The sequence below is a fragment of the Actinomadura viridis genome (assembly GCF_015751755.1).
Taxonomy (GTDB): Bacteria; Actinomycetota; Actinomycetes; order Streptosporangiales; family Streptosporangiaceae; genus Spirillospora; species Spirillospora viridis.
Map to the genome: position 1 here is coordinate 1,829,837 of NZ_JADOUA010000001.1, position 14,574 is coordinate 1,844,410.

The window sequence follows — 14,574 nt, forward strand, 5'->3', positions numbered from 1 at the left end:
GCGGTGATGGCCCGGCGCTTCTCCTCGATCCGGACGTGGATCATCCTGCTGGTCCTCGTCCCGTTGTTCTCCCTGGCCGCCCTCTGGGCGTTCGCCACGGGCATCACCTACGGTGACGCCCGCCAGCTCCAGCAGAGCAACCAGTTCCAGGAGAAGTCCCTGCTGCCCACCCAGCGGCTGATCGCCGGCCTGCAGCGGGAGCGCCGGCTGTCCGTCGGGCGGATCGGCGGCGCCCGCGCCGCGGACGCCCCCACGCTCTCGGCGCAGCGCGGCGCCACCGACCGGGCGGTCGCCGACGTACGGCGCCACAGCCGGGACAAGGGGATGCGCGCGGCGATCGAGCCGGAGGTGGTGCGCCAGATCGACGCCTTCGTCGCCCGGCTGGGCGCGCTGGACGCGATCCGCCGCGGCGTGGACGGCCGTGCCGGCGACCGCGCCAGGGCCATGGAGGAGTACACCGGGCTGATCGACGCGGCGTTCGCGATCTACTCCGCGGTCGTCCCCTCGGACGCGGAGATCGCCTCCGAGGGCCGGACGCTGATCGCCCTCGCCCGGGCCCGCGAGTTCCTGTCCCGCGAGGACGCCCTGGTCACCGGAGCGGTGGCGGGCGGCCGGTTCAGCGCGGCCGAGCACGCCCAGTTCGCCCAGCTCGCGGGCGCCCAGCGATACCTGTACGCCGACAACGCCGCCGGGCTGCCGGCCGCCCTGCGCGACCGGCTGCAACGGCTCACCGCCGCACCGGAGTTCGCCCAGCTGCGCCGGCTGGAGGAGCAGCTGCTGCGCGGCGCCGACCCGGTCGAGCACCGCAAGGGCGCGGGCGGGAGCGGCGGATCGCCGGCCGCCCCCGCGGGGGGCACGGCCACCGGCTCGACCGACGGGCGCGCGCCGGCGGCGGGCCAGGTGGAGGCCACGGCCTGGCGGACGGCCGTCGACTCGGCCGCCGGACGGCTCTTCACGTTCGAGAACGAGGCCCTCGGCCGGCTCACCGCCAAGGCCGAGGACGCCTCGTTCGGCGTGCTCCAGCGGCTGGCGGTGGCCGGCGGCCTGGGCCTGCTGGCGATCATCGTCTCGGTGGTCATCGCGGTCCGGGTGTCGCGCCGGCTGATGGGCGAGTGCCGCACGCTGGCCGCGGGCGTCCTCGACTTCACCCGCCGGACGCTGCCGGACCTCGAAGAGCAGGTCCGCGAGGGCCGGCCGCTGGATCCGGGCGCCGGACTCCCCCAGGGCGACTACCGGATCAGCGAGATCCGGCAGATCTCCGACTCGTTCGTCGTCGCCCGGGAGGCGGTGCTGGTGGGCGCCGCCCGCGAGCTGAGCATCCGCGGCGGCCTGAGCGAGGTGTTCGTCAACCTGGCCCGGCGCAACCAGGCGCTCCTGCACCGGCAGCTCAGCCTGCTCGACACCATGGAGCGCCGGACCGACGACCCGGCCGAGCTGTCGGACCTGTTCCGGCTCGACCACCTGGCGACCCGCATGCGCCGGCACGCCGAGGGCCTGGTCATCCTGGCGGGCAAGTCCGCCGGGCGGGGCTGGCGCCGGCCGGTGCCGATCGTCGACGTGGTCCGCGGCGCGGTGGCCGAGGTCGAGGACTACCAGCGGGTGCGGGTGCAGCAGCTGCCCAGGGTCGCCCTCCAGGGCACGGCGGTGGCCGACGTCATCCACATGCTCGCCGAGATCGTGGAGAACGCGACCACCTACTCGCCGCCGCAGGCGCCGGTGCGGATCAGCGCCCACACCGTGCCCAACGGCCTGGTCATCGAGGTCGAGGACCGCGGGCTCGGCATGACCGAGCACGACCTGGCGGCGGCCAACGAGCGGCTGGCCGACCCGCCCGAGTTCGACCCCTCCGACAGCGCGCGGCTGGGGCTGTTCGTCGTCGCGCGGCTGGCGCGCAGGCACGGCATCACGGTGACGCTCCGCCACTCGCCCTACGGCGGCACGACGGCGATCACGCTGGTCCCGGCATCGCTCATCACCGACGTCCCCGAGAACGCGGGCCGGCGCGCCACCGGCGAGATGGCCATCGTCCGGGAGCGCGCCGGGGCGGGGGTGGCGTCCGGCGCGTCCACGACCGGGCCCGTCCGCCTGGTCACCGAGCCGGCGCCCGAGCCCCCCGCGCCCACCGCGCCCCCCACGCCGCCCGCGCCGCCACCGGCCGCGCCCATTCCGGCCGAGGCGACGCCCGCCATGCCCCTGCCCAAGCGGCCGGTCGCGGCGGAGCCGCCCGCCCCTGCCGAGCCGGCACGCGACGAGCCGGCACGCCGCGAGCCGCCGCCGCGGGCACCGGCCCCTCCGGCGCCCGCGGCACCGGCACCGCCCCTCGCCGACGGAGAGCTTCCGCGCCGCAAGCGGCAGACGCACCTGGCGCCGCAGCTCCGGGAACGGGTGGACGCCGACCTCGCCGCCGAGGGCCGGCCCATACCCGGACAGCCCGTGCCCGGACAGCCCGTACCCGCACCACCCGTACCCGCACCGCCGACACCCCTGGCCGCGCCGCACCCGCCCGTCCCGCCGACCCCGGCGGGCGCCGAGCCGCCGGCCGGGGATCCGGCCCCGGACGGCGCGCGCGCGGAGCGGGAGGACGGACCGTCGCGGACGCCTGAGGACATCCGTTCGATGATGTCCGCCATGCAGCGCGGCTGGGAACGCGGACGCACTGAATCAGGCCAGGCGCAAGCCGGGCAGCCCCGAGCCGAGGAGGACGACATCCCATGACCGAAGCCCAGCAGGCAGGCACGGACGCGATCACGGGAGCCGGTGAGCTGAGCTGGCTCCTCGACAGCCTGGTGGAGCGGGTCGCCGAGGTGCAGAACGCCGCGGTGCTGTCGAGCGACGGCCTGCGCATCGCCGCCTCCCGGGGGCTGGCGAGGGAGGAGTCCGACCACCTGTCGGCGGTGGCGGCCAGCTTCCAGAGCCTGGCCCGGGGCGCCGGCGAGACCTTCGGCGGCGGCCCGGTGCGGCAGACCATCGTCGAGATGGAGTCGGCGTTCCTGTTCGTCACCGCGGCAGGGAAGGGCGCCTGCCTGGCCGTGCTGGCCGACGCCGCCGCCGACCTCGGGGTGATCGCCTACGAGATGGCGATGCTGGTGACCCGGGTGGGCCAGCACCTGTCGGCCAACCCGCGGGTGCTCGCCGCCGAGGCGGGCGCCTGAGGTGCCCCCGACCCCGCACACCGGGCCCGGGGGCTCGGGCTGGTTCGACGACGCGGCCGGCCCGATCGTCCGGCCGTACGCCCTCACCGGCGGGCGCACCGAGTACGACGCCGACGTGCTCGACATGGTGGCCCTGATCGTCACCGAGGACCCGGCGGGCGGCGCCGAGGGCGCCGGTGGCGCCGGTGGCGCCGGGCACGGGCCGGGCGACTGGGCCCCGGAGCCGGAACATGAGACGATCTTGGAGCTTTGCCGCACCCCGCTGTCGGTGGTCGAGATAGCGTCGGAGATGGAACTGGCTTTGGGCGTCGTCCGGGTACTGCTCGGCGACCTGCTCGACCACTCGCTCGTACGCGTCCGGCGCCCCGCGCCCGTGGCGCAGTTCCCCAGCGAGCGCGTACTCAAGGAAGTGATCGATGGAATCCGTGCGCTCTGACCCGGCCGCACCGGCCGGCGAATCCGCGCTGACCGTCAAGATCCTGGTTGCCGGGGGTTTTGGCGTCGGCAAGTCCACCCTGGTGAGCGCGGTCAGCGAGATCCGGCCGCTGCGCACCGAGGAGGCGCTGACCGAGAAGAGCATCGGCATCGACGACACCTCCGCCGTGGCCGAGAAGACGACCACGACGGTGGCCATGGACTTCGGCCGCATCACGCTGCCCAACGGGCTGGTGCTGTTCGTGTTCGGCACCCCCGGGCAGGACCGGTTCTGGTTCATGTGGGACGAGCTGGCCAAGGGCGCCCTGGGCGCGGTCGTCCTCGTCGACACCCGCCGGCTGGCCGACTGCTTCGCCTCGGTGGACTACTTCGAACGCCGCGGGGTGCCGTTCATCATCGGTGTGAACCGCTTCGACGGCGCCGCCCCGCACACGGCCGACCAGGTCCGGGACGCCCTGGACCTGCCCGCGGACATCCCGGTGATCGACTGCGACGTCCGGGAGCGCGAGTCGGCCAAGCAGATCCTCATCGCGCTGGTCGAGCACATCATGCGCTCGATGGCCAGCGGGCGCCGCGACCCGGGGGCCCTCACCCACTGAGCCCCCCGCCCTGACCGAGGCCCTGACCCGGCGGGGCCGTACCGCCGAGCCCGCTCCGGGGTCCGCGCCTCCGCGCTCTCGCGCCCGCGCGCCTCTGCGCGTGCCGGGACGCCGGGCCGCCGGGACGCTGCGCACTGCCGGCCTCCGCCCCCGCTCCGTACCGCGCCCGCCCGAGCCGGAAACCCGGCCCTCGCCGGTCACGAGGTCGTCCCTCGTGACCGGCGAGGGCCTCTTTCGTGCGCCACTTTGTCCTCTAAGTGGAGAAAGTTAGACCAATCTGGTGGAAAGGTCTTCTCAAGCGAGCGAAAGCCGGTTACCTTCTCGCCAGGCTCCGGAACGCGGGGGCCTGGCTCGAAGGGACGGCGTGATGCGCATGACGGCTCGACCGCAGAACGTGCACCAGGCACGGCTGCTGCGGCTGCTGCGCGACGAGGGCCCGCGGTCCCGCGCCGAGCTGGGCGACGTGGTCCGCCTCTCCCGGTCCAAGCTGGCCGTCGAACTCGACCGGCTGGTGGAGCTCGGGCTGGTGGAGACCGCCGGGCTGGCGGCCTCCCGCGGCGGGCGGCGCTCGGGGATCGTGCGGCTCTCGCCCCGGCTGCGGTTCGTCGCCTTCGACATCGGGGCCACCTCGATCGACGTGGCGGTGACCAACGGCGAGCTGGAGGTGCTCGGCCACGTCAGCGAGCCCTGCGCGGTCCGCGAGGGCGCCACCGTCGTGCTGGACCGCGCCCTGGACCTGCTCGGCAAGCTCCGCGACCAGGGCCTGATCCCGCAGGTGCACGGCACCGGGATCGGCGTGCCCGGCCCGGTCAGCTTCCGCGACGGCATGCCGGTGGCGCCGCCGATCATGCCGGGCTGGGACCGCTTCCCGGTCCGCGAGGCGATCGGCCAGGAGCTGGGCTGCCCGGTGCTGGTCGACAACGACGTCAACATCATGGCGCTGGGCGAGCTGCACGCCGGGCTCGCCCGCTCGGTGGACGACTTCATGCTGGTGAAGATCGGCACCGGTGTCGGCTGCGGCATCGTGGTCGGCGGCGCCATCTACCGGGGCGTCTCCGGCAGCGCCGGCGACATCGGCCACATCCGCGTCGACGACGACGGCCCGCTGTGCGCCTGCGGCAACACCGGCTGCCTGGAGGCGTACTTCAGCGGCGCCGCGCTGGCCCGCGACGCCACCGCCGAGGCCCGCGCCGGCCGTTCGCCCCGCCTCGCCGCGCTCCTGGAGAGCGCCGGGGAGATCACCGCACGCGACGTCGCCGAGGCCGCCGCGGCCGGCGACCCGGCCGCGGTCGCGCTCATCCGCGCGGGCGGCCGGCACGTCGGCCAGGTCCTCGCCGGCCTGGTCAGCTTCTTCAACCCCGGCCTGGTCATCATCGCCGGCGGGGTGGCGGGCCTCGGCCACACCCTGCTCGCCGAGATCCGCAGCGTCGTCTACCGCCGGTCGCTGCCCCTGGCGACCGGCAACCTCCCGATCGTGCTGTCCGAGCTCGCCGGCACCGCCGGGGTGATCGGCGGCGCCCGACTCATCAGCGACCACGTCTTCGCCACCGCCTGACCGAGGAGGCCCCGTGGGCCCTGCGAAGAACAGCGACGACGGCCCCCCGGCCGCGTCCGGGCCCGGCGGCCCGCCGCCCGCCGGACCCGAACCGCCCGCCGGCACCGGCGCGGAGGCCGCACCGCTGCTGCGGATGCGCGGCATCGCCAAGCGCTTCCCCGGCGTCCGCGCCCTCGACGGCGTCGACCTCGACGTCCGCCCGGGGGAGGTGCACTGCCTGCTCGGGCAGAACGGCGCCGGCAAGTCGACCCTGATCAAGGTGCTGGCCGGGGCGCACCGCCCCGACGCCGGCGAGATCCTGCTGGGCGGCGAGCCGTTCGCGCCGTCCGATCCCACCGCCGCCATGCGCGCCGGCATCGCCACCATCTACCAGGAGCTCGACCTGGTGGACGGCCTGTCGGTGGCCGACAACATCTTCCTCGGCCACGAGCACGCCCGGCTCGGCTTCACCCGCCGCGCCGACGCGGAGCGGGCGGCCCGCGCGCTGCTCACCCGGCTCGGCCACGGCGAGATCCCGCCGCGCCGCGAGGTGGGGCGGCTGCCCGCGGCCGGCCGGCAGGTGGTCAGCATGGCGCGGGCGCTGTCGCACGACGCCCGCCTGATCGTCATGGACGAGCCGTCGGCCGCGCTGGCGCACGACGAGGTCTCCAACCTCTTCCGCATCATCCGCGAGCTGACCGCCGAGGGCGTCGCGGTCGTCTACATCTCGCACCGGCTGGAGGAGATCCGGGAGATCGGCGACCGGGTCACCGTCCTCAAGGACGGCCGCGCCGTCGCCGGCGGGCTGCCCGCCCGCACCACCCCCACCTCCCGGGTCGTCTCGCTCATGACCGGCCGCGACGTGGCCTACGTCTTCCCCGAACGGCCCGGGCCGGACGCCGGGTCCGGCGACCGCCCGGAGGTGCTGCGGGTCGAGGGGCTGACGCTGGCGGGATCGTTCGAGGACGTGTCGTTCTCCGTCCGGGCGGGCGAGATCGTCGGGCTCGCCGGGCTGGTCGGCTCGGGCCGCTCGGAGATCCTGGAGACCGTCTACGGCACCCGCAGGCCCACCCGCGGCCGCGTGCTGCTGGACGGCCGCCCGGTCCGTCCCGGCGACACCGGCGCGGCGGTACGGCGCGGGATGGGCATGGCGCCCGAGGAGCGCAAGAGCCAGGCGCTGCTGCTGCACGAGTCGGTCGCCCGCAACGTCACCCTGTCCGGGCTGGGCCGCTACTCCTCGCTGGGCTGGCTGAACCGGCGCCGCGAACTCGCCGACGTGCGGAGCCAGATCGCGGCGCTCGACATCCGGCCGGGCGACCCCGCCCGGCCGGTGGCGACCCTGTCCGGCGGCAACCAGCAGAAGGTCGTGCTGGCCCGCTGGCTGGTGGGCGCCGCCGCCGGCCGGGGCACCGCCCGCCCGGACGGTTCGCCCGGCGGGCTGCGGCTGCTGGTCCTGGACGAGCCCACGCGCGGTGTCGACGTGGGCGCCCGGGCCGAGCTCTACGCGGTGATCCGCGACCTGGCCGACCAGGGCGTCGCGGTGCTGCTGGTCTCCAGCGAGGTGCCCGAGGTGCTGGGGCTGGCCGACCGCGTGCTGGTGGTCCGGGAGGGCCGGATCATCCATAGCGGCGCCGGCCGCGATCTGGACGAGCGGAGCGTACTCAACATGATCATGGAGGGGAGGGCCCTGTGACCGAGGCCGGAATAGGACCCGGGAAGGGCGTGGACGACGGCCCCTCCGGCACCCGCGCCGATGCGCCGGGCGGCGGGACGGAGGCCGGGAACGGCTCCGGGCCGGGCCGGGGCAGGCTGCCGTGGGGCCGCCGGAACGGCGCGAACGGCGCGACCGGCGGGCCGGGGGAGATCCGCCACCTGGGCCTGGTCGCCGCGCTGGTGCTGCTGGCGCTGGTCGGCGTGGTGACCCAGCCCGACAACTTCGCCACCTCGGGCAACCTGGTCGGCATCCTCGCGCTGGCCGCCACCATCGGCGTCATCACCGTCGGCATGACCTTCGTGATCATCGGCGGCGGGATCGACCTGTCGGTCGGCGCCCTGATGGCGCTGGCGTCGGTGTGGGCGACCACCCTGGCCACCCAGTCGTACGGGCCGGTCGTGATGGTGGTGTGCGCGATCCTCGTCGGGACCGGCGCGGGCCTGGTGAACGGGATGCTGATCGCCTACGGGCGGCTGGTCCCGTTCATCGCCACGCTGGCCATGCTGGTCGCCGCGCGCGGGCTGGCGCAGCGCATGTCCGACCGCAAGACCCAGCTCGTCCGGCCGGAGAACGACGCGATCGAGGCGCTGTCCACCACCAAGGTCCTCGGCGTCCCGCTGGTGGTGTTCATCTTCGCCGCGGTGGCCGCGGCCGGCTGGGTGCTGCTCAACCGCACCACCTTCGGCCGCCGCACCTTCGCGGTCGGCGGCAACCCCGAGGCGGCCCGGCTGGCCGGCATCAACGTGCGCCGCCAGACGCTGGCGCTGTACGCGCTGTCCGGGCTGTGCTGCGGGATCGCCGCGATCATCATCATGGCCCGGACCACCACGGGCTCCAGCACCCACGGCGACCTGTACGAGCTGGACGCCATCGCCGCCGTCATCATCGGCGGCACCCTGCTCACCGGGGGACGCGGCACGCTGGTCGGGTCGATCCTCGGCGTGCTGGTGTTCACCCTCATCACCAACCTGTTCATCCTCAACGGCCTGCAGACCAGCGACCAGCTGATCGCCAAGGGCGTGATCATCGTGATCGCGGTGCTGCTGCAGCGCCGGGGCCTGCGCAGCCCCACCTGACCGGCCCGGGCGGGCTGCCTGCCCCGGCCCGTCCTCCCGGCACCGTCCCGTCCCGACGCTCCCACCCCTCGCGCCACCCGCCCCCCGCCCCGTCCCCGTCCCGCCGGACGCCAGGGCCGTCCGCCGGGCGATCCACCCACCCCCCAGGAGCAGACATGCACGAGAACAGCCGACCCAGCCGCCGCAACATGCTGTTCGGCGGTGCCGTCGTCGCGGCCGGCGGCCTCGCCGCCGCCTGCACCGGCAACGAGCCGGAGGAGACCGCCGCCCCCGCGGCCCAGGCGGGCAACGCGGGCGGTGACAACGACAAGCCCGGCCAGAAGGTCACGATCGGTTTCTCCGCGCCCGCCGCCGACCACGGCTGGATCGCGGCCATCACCAAGAACGCCGAGGCCCAGGCCAAGCGGTACTCCGACGTCACGTTCAAGCCGGTCGAGCCCACCAACGACATCAACCAGCAGATCTCGGCCGTCGAGTCGCTGATCTCCGCCAAGGTGAACGCGCTGGTGCTGCTGCCCAACGACGGCGAGCAGCTCAACCAGGTGGCCCGCAAGGCGATGGACGCCGGCATCCCGGTGGTCAACCTGGACCGGGTCTTCCCCGACAAGCTCTCCTACCGCACCTGGATCGGCGGCGACAACTACGGCATGGGCGTCGCCGCGGGCCACTACGTCGGCAAGCGCCTCAAGGAGAAGGGCGTGGCGAACCCGGTCATCGTCGAGATCCAGGGGATCGCCACGCTGCCGCTGACCCAGGAGCGCAGCAAGGGGTTCGCCGACGCGCTCAAGACGTTCGGCTTCAGCGTGACCGCCAAGCAGGACGCCAAGTTCACGGTCGAGACCGGCAACCAGGTCGCCAGCAACCTGCTCCAGGCGCACAAGAAGATCGACGCGCTCTGGAACCACGACGACGACCAGGGCGTGGGCGTGCTGGCCGCCGTCAAGCAGGCCGGGCGCAAGGAGTTCTTCATGGTCGGCGGCGCCGGCTCGGCCAACGCCATGCGGGAGATCAAGTCCGGCGGTGTCCTGGAGGCCACCGTCACCTACAGCCCGACCATGGCCGGGTCCGCGCTGCGGGTCGCCCGGCTGATCGCCCAGGGCAAGGGCATGGGCGACCTGATGGAGCAGCAGGTCCCGCAGTCGATCACGCTGGCGTCGGAGACCATCACGCGCCAGAACGTGGACCGCTACCTGCCGCTCGGCTTCGAGTCGTAACCGCCCGGCCGCGCCGCACCGGCGGCGGAGCCACGCGTGTTTCGGGGGCCCGGGGCGTCTCCCCGGGTGACGTACGAAAGGAAGGGCACATGACGGACGAGAGGGCGACGGTCGGCGTCGGGATGGTGGGGCACGCCTTCATGGGACGTGCCCACTCCCAGGCGTGGCGGAGCGTCGGGCCGTTCTTCGACCCGCCGCTGCACCCGGTGATGACCGCGCTGGCCGGGCGTTCGGCGGAACGGGCCGGGGCCGCGGCCCGGGAGCTGGGCTGGGCGTCGGTGGAGACCGACTGGAAGGAGCTGCTCCGCCGCGACGACGTCCAGCTGATCGACATCTGCACCCCGGGCGACAGCCACGCCGAGATCGCGGTCGCCGCCCTCGACGCCGGCAAGCACGTGCTCTGCGAGAAGCCGCTGGCCAACTCCGTCGAGGAGGCCACGGCCATGGTCGCGGCGGCCGAACGCGCCCGGGCCCGCGGCGTGCGCTCGATGGTCGGCTTCAACTACCGGCGCGTCCCGGCGCTCACCCTGGCCCGCGGGATGGTGGCCGCGGGCAGGCTCGGCACGCTCCGGCACGTCCGGGCGCAGTATTTGCAGGACTGGCTCACCGACCCGCGGTCCCCGCTGGTGTGGCGGCTGGAGAAGGACCGTGCCGGATCGGGGGCACTGGGCGACATCGGCGCGCACATCATCGACGCCGCCCAGTTCGTCACCGGGCAGTCCCTCACCGGGGTGTGCGCGCTGACCGAGACCTTCGTGCCCGAGCGCCCGCTCGTCGGCGGCGACGGCACCGGCCCCGTCACGGTGGACGACGCCGCCCTGTTCATCGGCCGCACCTCCGGCGGCGCGCTGGCCTCGTTCGAGGCCACCCGGTTCGCCGCCGGGCGCAAGAACGCGCTCCGGCTGGAGATCAACGGCTCGGCCGGCAGCCTGTCGTTCGACCTGGAGTCGCTGAACGAGCTGTGGTTCCACGACCACACCGAGGACCCGGCCACGGCCGGCTTCCGCCGGATCCTGGTCACCGAGCCCGAGCACCCCTACGCCGGGGCGTGGTGGCCCCCGGGCCACATCCTCGGGTACGAGCACACCTTCACCCACCAGCTCGCCGACCTGCTCGCCGCCATCGCCGGCGGCACCGACCCGAGCCCCTCGTTCGCCGACGGCCTCCAGGTGCAGCTGGTGCTGGAGGCGGTGGAGCGCAGCGCCGCGGGCGGAGGCGGCTGGACCCCCGTACGGACCCCCGAAGGGAGCGCGTGATGGCACGACCGATCACCCTGTTCACCGGCCAGTGGGCGGACCTGCCGTTCGAGGAGGTGTGCAAGCTCGCCGCGGGCTGGGGCTACGACGGCCTGGAGATCGCCTGCTGGGGCGACCACTTCGAGGTCGACCGGGCACTGGCCGACGACTCCTACGTCCCGCGCAGGCTCGAGATCCTGGCCGAGCACGGCCTGAAGGTGTGGGCGATCTCCAACCACCTGGTCGGCCAGGCGGTCTGCGACCATCCGATCGACGAGCGGCACGAGGCGATCCTGCCCGCCCGGATCTGGGGCGACGGCGAGCCCGAGGGCGTCCGGCGCCGCGCCGCCGAGGAGATCAAGGACACCGCCCGGGCCGCCGCGAAGCTGGGCGTGGACACGGTCGTGGGCTTCACCGGCTCCTCGATCTGGCACACGGTCGCCATGTTCCCGCCGGTCCCGCCCGCCATGATCGACCGCGGCTACGCCGACTTCGCCGACCGGTGGAACCCCATCCTGGACGTCTTCGACGAGGTCGGCGTGCGGTTCGCGCTGGAGGTGCATCCGAGCGAGATCGCCTACGACTACTGGACGACGGTGCGCACGCTGGAGGCGGTCGGCCACCGGCCCGCGTTCGGCCTGAACTGGGACCCGTCGCACTTCGTGTGGCAGGAGCTGGACCCGGTGAACTTCCTGTTCGACTTCCGGGACCGGATCTACCACGTGGACTGCAAGGACACCAAGGTCCGGACCGGCGACGGGCGCCGCGGCCGGCTGTCGTCCCACCTGCCGTGGGGCGACCTGCGCCGCGGCTGGGACTTCATCTCCACCGGGCGCGGCGACGTGCCCTGGGAGGACTGCTTCCGGGCGCTGAACGCGATCGGGTACGACGGCCCGATCTCGGTCGAGTGGGAGGACGCGGGCATGGACCGCCTCCAGGGCGCGCCCCAGTCGCTGGAGCACGTCCGGGCGCTGGCCGCGATCGAGCCGCCGGACGCGGCGTTCGACGCCGCGTTCTCCACGGACTGACGGCCCCTGGTCACGGGCGCCGCCCCGGGTCAGGGGCGGCGCCCGGTCACAGGCGGCGCCCGGTCACAGCGTCCGGAAGTCGGCGAAGTCGAAACCGGGGGAGACCACGCAGCTCACCAGCACCTCCTCGCCCCCGGCGGGGCGGGCCGCCTGCCAGGCCCCGGCCGGGACGACCGCCTGCGGCACCTGGCCGCCGGCGACGTCCGGGCCGAGCGTGATCGCGGTCTCCGCGCCGGGACGGTCGCCGTCCCCGCCGAGGAGGAGGGTGAGCGGCCCGCCGCGGTGCCACAGCCACACCTCCTCGGAACGCACGGTGTGCCACATCGACTCCTCGCCGGGCGGCAGGAGGAAGTAGATGCCGGTGGCGGCGGCCCGTTCGCCCGGATAGCCCTCGGGACGGAACCGGGCCGGGCTCCGCCAGGTCTCGCGGAACCAGCCGCCCTCGGGATGGGGCAGCAGGTCGAGGACCTCGGCGGTGGCCGGGCGGGGCAGGAGGGCCACGTGCCCGCCCGCCGGGCCGCGCCGCGCGTACCGGATCCCGGCCGCGTGCCCGCGGTCGATCACCGAGCGCGGGGGGACCAGGCCCGGTGCCGGGTCGAGCCCGATCGCCAGGACCTGGCCCTCGGGGAAGACGTCGTCGGCGATCGCGAGCGCGGCGGAGTCGTCGGCCGCCTCGCCCGCCCGCGCGTCGGGGGCCCAGACGGCCCCCGCCTCGCGGAGCGAGAACCGCGGCCCCGGCTGGGCCCGCCAGGCTTCCAGAGTGGTGAGCAGCAGCACGGGACGAGCATAGGGCCCGGCGCCGCCGGAGGCGCGTTGATCGAGCGTTGATCGGCTGTTCATCGGGGTGGTGCACGCTGGTGGCGCACGGTCCGAGTGGTGCGCCGGGACCGCCGCGGGGTTCGCGGGGTTCTCCGTGGTGTCCGGCGAGCGGATCCGGACCGTGCCGTCCTGTGCGGCGGGCCGGCCGGATCGGGGGATGCGGCCGCCCGCCCGCCTGGGCGGACCGCGCGCCCGGACATCGCCCGCCGGAACGACTCGGGGGCCGGGATCACCGGACGGCCGGGACCGCGCTTCCGGCGTCACCGGGGATCTCGCCGCGTTCACGGCTCCGGCGCCGCGCGACGGCTCCCCTCCGCACCGCCGCTTCCCTCGGCACCCGCCACTCCCTCCGCACTGCCACTCCCTTTGGGGCGGGTGCCGGGCAGGCGCATCCCCCGTTCGGGGGAGCGGGACGGTGCCGGAGCGGGAGGCGGTGCGGAGGGCGGCGCGGCGAGCATGGTGGTACATCACCTGACCGCCTCCCCAGGAGCCGCACATGCACGCCGCCGCACCCCCGACGACCGCCGCACCCGCGACGACGACCCCGGCGCCACACGCCACGACCGCCCGTCCCGTTCCACGCTGGGTCGTGTGGACCGCGCACGCCGTACCGCTGAGCGTGCTGCCGGCCGGGCTGTGGCGGATCGCGATGGGGCTGGGCGTCCCCCTGGGCTTCAGCGGGGAGATGGCCCGCCTGTACGAGGGGCCCGACTGGGTCCTCACCCCGTACGTGATCCTGCTCAGCCTCATCACGGAGGGATTCGCGCTGCTGACGCTCGGGCTGGTACGGCCGTGGGGCGAGGTGTTCCCGCGCTGGATCCCGTTCCTGGGCGGGCGCCCGGTGCCGGTGATGGCGGCCGTCACCGCGGCGTCCCTGGGCGCCGTCGCCGTCATGTGGATCTGCGGCGCGGTGGCGCTGAGCTGGAACGGGTCGCTGGGCATGACCGATCCGGAAGCGCCGCAGGGGGCCGCGGCCTGGCTCATGATCCTCTGCTACGTCCCGGCGCTGGCGTGGGGGCCGCTGCTCGCCGTCGTCACCGCCGCCTACTACGTGCGCCGGCGCGGGCTCACTCCATCTCCGAAAGCCGGGCGGGATCGAATCTGACCGGGAACGGGCGCGCGGCCGTGACCTCCTCGCCGGCCCGCACCGTACGGCCGGGACGGTAGAGCGGCTCGCGGGCGTCCGGGCCGGCCAGCTCCAGCATCGTCACCGCCGGGCGGGGCTCCAGGTCGACGATCCAGTAGTGCGGGATGCCGGTCGCGGCGTACTCGGCGACCTTGCGCACGCGGTCGGTCCGCTCGCTGCCGGTGCGCGGCGTCACCACCTCGGCCACCAGCAGCAGCTCCGGGCCGTAGTAGGTGCGGGCCTGCCGTTCCAGGGCGCTGCGGGCCACGTCCCGGCCGACCACGAACACGTCGGGACGGCGGACGCCGGCGGGCGTGCTGACCTCCCGCGGGGCCCCGGCGACGTGCACGCTCGCGTCGGCCCGCCGCGCGGCCTCCCGCAGGATCTCCCTGAGCCGCTCGGCGGCGTGGTCGTGCCACAGGTCGCCGGGCAGCTCGGTGAGCCAGCCGTCGGCCAGCTCGTGGCGCCGCCCCTCCTCGGGCAGGGCGTCCAGGTCGTAGAGCGTGTACGGGCCATGGGCGTGGCCGGCCGCTCCGCTCACGGCGCTCCTCCCCTCAGTGATCATCCCCTCGCAGAATGTAGTGGAACGATCTCCGTCCGGGCCGGAGGCGGGCGCCGCTGTGCCGTTCACTCCGGAAAAGA

At 74.8% G+C, this 14,574-nt stretch carries 13 protein-coding genes; 11 read left to right on the forward strand and 2 right to left on the reverse strand.

The features are described from left to right. Nucleotides 1–6 precede the first annotated feature (6 nt). From IW256_RS08100 to IW256_RS08145, 10 genes are all read left to right on the forward strand, one after another. On the forward strand, nucleotides 7–2,715 hold the full coding sequence (locus tag IW256_RS08100; protein WP_197010361.1) for a sensor histidine kinase: 2,709 nt from the start codon (nucleotides 7–9) through the stop codon (nucleotides 2,713–2,715). Further along, entirely contained in the window at nucleotides 2,712–3,152 is a 441-nt protein-coding gene (locus tag IW256_RS08105; protein WP_197010362.1) for a roadblock/LC7 domain-containing protein, read from the forward strand. Before IW256_RS08100 ends, IW256_RS08105 begins: the two co-directional genes overlap by 4 nt. 1 nt (nucleotide 3,153) lies before the next feature. Then, a complete protein-coding gene (locus IW256_RS08110; RefSeq protein ID WP_197010363.1) occupies nucleotides 3,154–3,588 on the forward strand; it encodes a DUF742 domain-containing protein in 435 nt (144 codons plus the stop codon). After that, nucleotides 3,569–4,186, forward strand: a complete 618-nt coding sequence (locus IW256_RS08115) for a GTP-binding protein (protein ID WP_197010364.1) — start codon at nucleotides 3,569–3,571, stop codon at nucleotides 4,184–4,186. The genes IW256_RS08110 and IW256_RS08115 overlap by 20 nt, the downstream gene beginning before the upstream one ends. A gap of 373 nt (nucleotides 4,187–4,559) precedes the next feature. Further along, nucleotides 4,560–5,741 (forward strand): ROK family transcriptional regulator, encoded by a 1,182-nt coding sequence (locus IW256_RS08120; RefSeq protein WP_231403701.1) that lies wholly within the window; start codon nucleotides 4,560–4,562, stop codon nucleotides 5,739–5,741. A 13-nt stretch (nucleotides 5,742–5,754) separates the two neighbouring features. Next, nucleotides 5,755–7,413, forward strand: a complete 1,659-nt coding sequence (locus IW256_RS08125) for a sugar ABC transporter ATP-binding protein (protein WP_307828791.1) — start codon at nucleotides 5,755–5,757, stop codon at nucleotides 7,411–7,413. Beyond that, on the forward strand, nucleotides 7,410–8,510 hold the full coding sequence (locus IW256_RS08130) for an ABC transporter permease (protein WP_307828792.1): 1,101 nt from the start codon (nucleotides 7,410–7,412) through the stop codon (nucleotides 8,508–8,510). The genes IW256_RS08125 and IW256_RS08130 overlap by 4 nt, the downstream gene beginning before the upstream one ends. 155 nt (nucleotides 8,511–8,665) lie before the next feature. Then, the gene (locus IW256_RS08135; protein WP_197010366.1) at nucleotides 8,666–9,724 is read left to right on the forward strand and encodes an ABC transporter substrate-binding protein; all 1,059 of its coding nucleotides are present in this window, start codon (nucleotides 8,666–8,668) and stop codon (nucleotides 9,722–9,724) included. 89 nt (nucleotides 9,725–9,813) lie between these two features. After that, nucleotides 9,814–10,980 (forward strand): Gfo/Idh/MocA family protein, encoded by a 1,167-nt coding sequence (locus IW256_RS08140; RefSeq protein ID WP_197010367.1) that lies wholly within the window; start codon nucleotides 9,814–9,816, stop codon nucleotides 10,978–10,980. Further along, nucleotides 10,980–11,987 (forward strand): sugar phosphate isomerase/epimerase family protein, encoded by a 1,008-nt coding sequence (locus IW256_RS08145; RefSeq protein ID WP_197010368.1) that lies wholly within the window; start codon nucleotides 10,980–10,982, stop codon nucleotides 11,985–11,987. The genes IW256_RS08140 and IW256_RS08145 overlap by 1 nt, the downstream gene beginning before the upstream one ends. 63 nt (nucleotides 11,988–12,050) lie before the next feature. Here IW256_RS08145 and IW256_RS08150 read toward each other — a convergent pair whose 3' ends face one another. Beyond that, a complete protein-coding gene (locus IW256_RS08150) occupies nucleotides 12,051–12,764 on the reverse strand; it encodes a cupin domain-containing protein (RefSeq protein WP_307828793.1) in 714 nt (237 codons plus the stop codon). A gap of 538 nt (nucleotides 12,765–13,302) precedes the next feature. On the opposite strand from IW256_RS08150, the gene IW256_RS08155 reads away from it, so the two are divergent. Beyond that, entirely contained in the window at nucleotides 13,303–13,911 is a 609-nt protein-coding gene (locus IW256_RS08155) for a hypothetical protein (RefSeq protein ID WP_231403702.1), read from the forward strand. On the opposite strand, the gene IW256_RS08160 is transcribed toward IW256_RS08155, so the two are convergent. Beyond that, nucleotides 13,874–14,473, reverse strand: coding sequence for a Uma2 family endonuclease (locus IW256_RS08160; protein WP_307828794.1), 600 nt, complete (start codon nucleotides 14,471–14,473; stop codon nucleotides 13,874–13,876). The genes IW256_RS08155 and IW256_RS08160 overlap by 38 nt on opposite strands. Nucleotides 14,474–14,574 lie beyond the last annotated feature (101 nt).

Excerpts from the sequence above, each read along its gene's own strand:
- IW256_RS08100 (WP_197010361.1), top strand. The coding sequence starts at position 7 with ATGGCCCGGCGCTTCTCCTCGATCCGGACGTGGATCATCCTGCTGGTC.
- IW256_RS08105 (WP_197010362.1), top strand. The coding sequence starts at position 2,712 with ATGACCGAAGCCCAGCAGGCAGGCACGGACGCGATCACGGGAGCCGGT.
- IW256_RS08115 (WP_197010364.1), top strand. The coding sequence starts at position 3,569 with ATGGAATCCGTGCGCTCTGACCCGGCCGCACCGGCCGGCGAATCCGCG.
- IW256_RS08120 (WP_231403701.1), top strand. The coding sequence starts at position 4,560 with ATGACGGCTCGACCGCAGAACGTGCACCAGGCACGGCTGCTGCGGCTG.
- IW256_RS08135 (WP_197010366.1), top strand. The coding sequence starts at position 8,666 with ATGCACGAGAACAGCCGACCCAGCCGCCGCAACATGCTGTTCGGCGGT.
- IW256_RS08140 (WP_197010367.1), top strand. The coding sequence starts at position 9,814 with ATGACGGACGAGAGGGCGACGGTCGGCGTCGGGATGGTGGGGCACGCC.
- IW256_RS08145 (WP_197010368.1), top strand. The coding sequence starts at position 10,980 with ATGGCACGACCGATCACCCTGTTCACCGGCCAGTGGGCGGACCTGCCG.
- IW256_RS08155 (WP_231403702.1), top strand. The coding sequence starts at position 13,303 with ATGCACGCCGCCGCACCCCCGACGACCGCCGCACCCGCGACGACGACC.